This is a genomic window from Streptomyces phytophilus (assembly GCF_013870535.1).
GTDB lineage: Bacteria > Actinomycetota > Actinomycetes > Streptomycetales > Streptomycetaceae > Streptomyces > Streptomyces phytophilus.
In genome coordinates this window covers 1-1,856 of record NZ_JACBXC010001185.1, presented here as the reverse complement: position 1 = coordinate 1,856, position 1,856 = coordinate 1, and the positions used below count along the sequence as shown (strand labels likewise).

General features: G+C 73.8%; 3 protein-coding genes. All 3 read left to right on the top strand.

Annotated elements, in window-relative coordinates; genetic code table 11:
• A partial coding sequence (locus tag H5J30_RS30570; protein ID WP_181790700.1) for a carboxypeptidase regulatory-like domain-containing protein occupies positions 1–205 on the top strand: 205 nt, incomplete at its 5' end.
• Positions 206–396: 191 nt separating this feature from the next.
• Positions 397–1,230: a M55 family metallopeptidase gene (locus H5J30_RS30565; RefSeq protein WP_181790698.1), complete on the top strand. Its 834-nt coding sequence runs from the start codon at positions 397–399 to the stop codon at positions 1,228–1,230.
• Positions 1,223–1,856 (top strand): M20/M25/M40 family metallo-hydrolase (locus H5J30_RS30560; protein WP_181790696.1); only part of this gene is annotated, 634 nt, incomplete at its 3' end. The genes H5J30_RS30565 and H5J30_RS30560, both read left to right, overlap by 8 nt.

Genomic DNA, 1,856 nt, shown 5'->3' with positions numbered 1-1,856 from the left:
GGACGCCCGGGTCACCCTGCTGGACGCCGCCGGCAACGTCGTGGACACCGGCACCACGGGCCCGGACGGCGCGTTCCGCTTCGTCGACCTGTCGGCGGGCGAGTACACCGTCATCGCCGCGGGGTACCCGCCGGTGGCCACGGTGCTGCGGGTGGAGGGCGGCGGCCGCACGGAGCGGGATCTCCTGCTCGGGCACGGCGACTAGGGCCTGCCGTCCGGGCGCCGGGGGTGGTGCACCCGGTCGCCGCAACGGCGCTTGCTCCGGCTGGCGCAGGGCCGGGAGTGCCGGTGAAATGGCTGGTCGCGGGGCGTTCCGGGGGAGTTGATGAGGTCTAGACCTCTGTACGTATCCACAGGGGTTTCACCGCTTCGTCCGACCGCGTACCGTGGCTCGGCATGAAGGTCTTGATCAGCGCAGACATGGAGGGGGCCACCGGCGTCACGTGGCCCGCCGACGTGCTTCCCGGCGGCCCGCAGTGGGAGCGCTGCCGGCCGATGTTCACATCCGACGTCAACGCCGCCATCGAGGGCTTCTTCGCCGGCGGCGCCGACGAGGTGCTGGTCAACGAGGCGCATTGGACGATGCGCAATCTGCTGCTGGAGCGGCTCGACGACCGCGCCGAGATGCTCACCGGGCGGCACAAGTCGCTGTCCATGGTCGAGGGCGTCCAGCACGGCGACGTCGACGGCATCGCCTTCGTGGGTTACCACACGGGCGCGGGCGCCGAGGGCGTCCTCGCGCACACCTATCTCGCCAACTCCCTCACGGGCGTCTGGCTCAACGGCGTGCGGGCCAGCGAGGGCCTGCTGAACGCGCACGTGGTCGCCGAGTTCGGGGTCCCCGTGGTCCTCGTCACGGGCGACGACAAGACCGTCGAGGACGCCAAGGGGTACGCGCCCGCGGCCCCCGGCGTCGCCGTCAAGGACTACGTCTCGCGGTACGCGGCGGTGTGCCGCACCCCGGCCCGTACCGCGGCGGACATCCGGGCGGCGGCCACCGACGCCGCGGCGCTCGCGGTGCGGACGGAGCCGGTGCGCGGCGGCCCGTTCACGGTGGAGCTGGAGTTCGACGCGGAGCATCTGGCCGGTGCGGCCACGGTGGTGCCGGGCGTGGCGCCGGCCGGTGAGCGGCGCGTGGCGTATACGACGGAGACCATGTACGAGGGCATCCGCTGCTTCAAGGCGGTCACCACGCTCGTCTCGGCCGCCGTGGAGGAGCAGTATGGCTGACCCGACCGCACCCGGCCCGGTCGCGCAGGGCCCGGGCCCGGACGGCGCCGCGCTGGACGAGGTGGTGCGCTTCACCTCCGAGCTGATCCGCATCGACACCACCAACCACGGCGGCGGCGACGGCGTCGAGCGCCAGGCCGCAGAGTACGTCGCGGAGCGGCTCGCCGGCGCCGGCATCGAGCCCGCCCTGCTGGAGAAGGCCCCCGACCGGACGAACGTCGTGGCCCGCATCGAGGGCACCGACCCCGGCGCCCCCGCCCTGCTCGTCCACGGCCACCTCGACGTGGTGCCCGCCGAGCCCGCCGACTGGAGCGTCCACCCGTTCTCCGGCGAGGTGCGCGACGGCGTCGTCTGGGGCCGCGGCGCCATCGACATGAAGAACATGGACGCGATGGTCCTCGCGGTCGTACGGGCCTGGGCGCGCGCCGGCGTCCGCCCCCGCCGCGACATCGTGCTCGCCTTCACCGCCGACGAGGAGGCCAGCGCCGAGTACGGCTCCGGCTACCTGACGGAGGAGCACGCCCCGCTCTTCGACGGCTGCACCGAGGGCATCAGCGAGTCCGGCGCCTTCACCTTCCACGCGGGCGACGGCCTGCGCCTCTATCCGGTCGCCGCCGGCGAGCGCG

Excerpts from the sequence above, each read along its gene's own strand:
- H5J30_RS30565 (WP_181790698.1), top strand. The coding sequence starts at position 397 with ATGAAGGTCTTGATCAGCGCAGACATGGAGGGGGCCACCGGCGTCACG.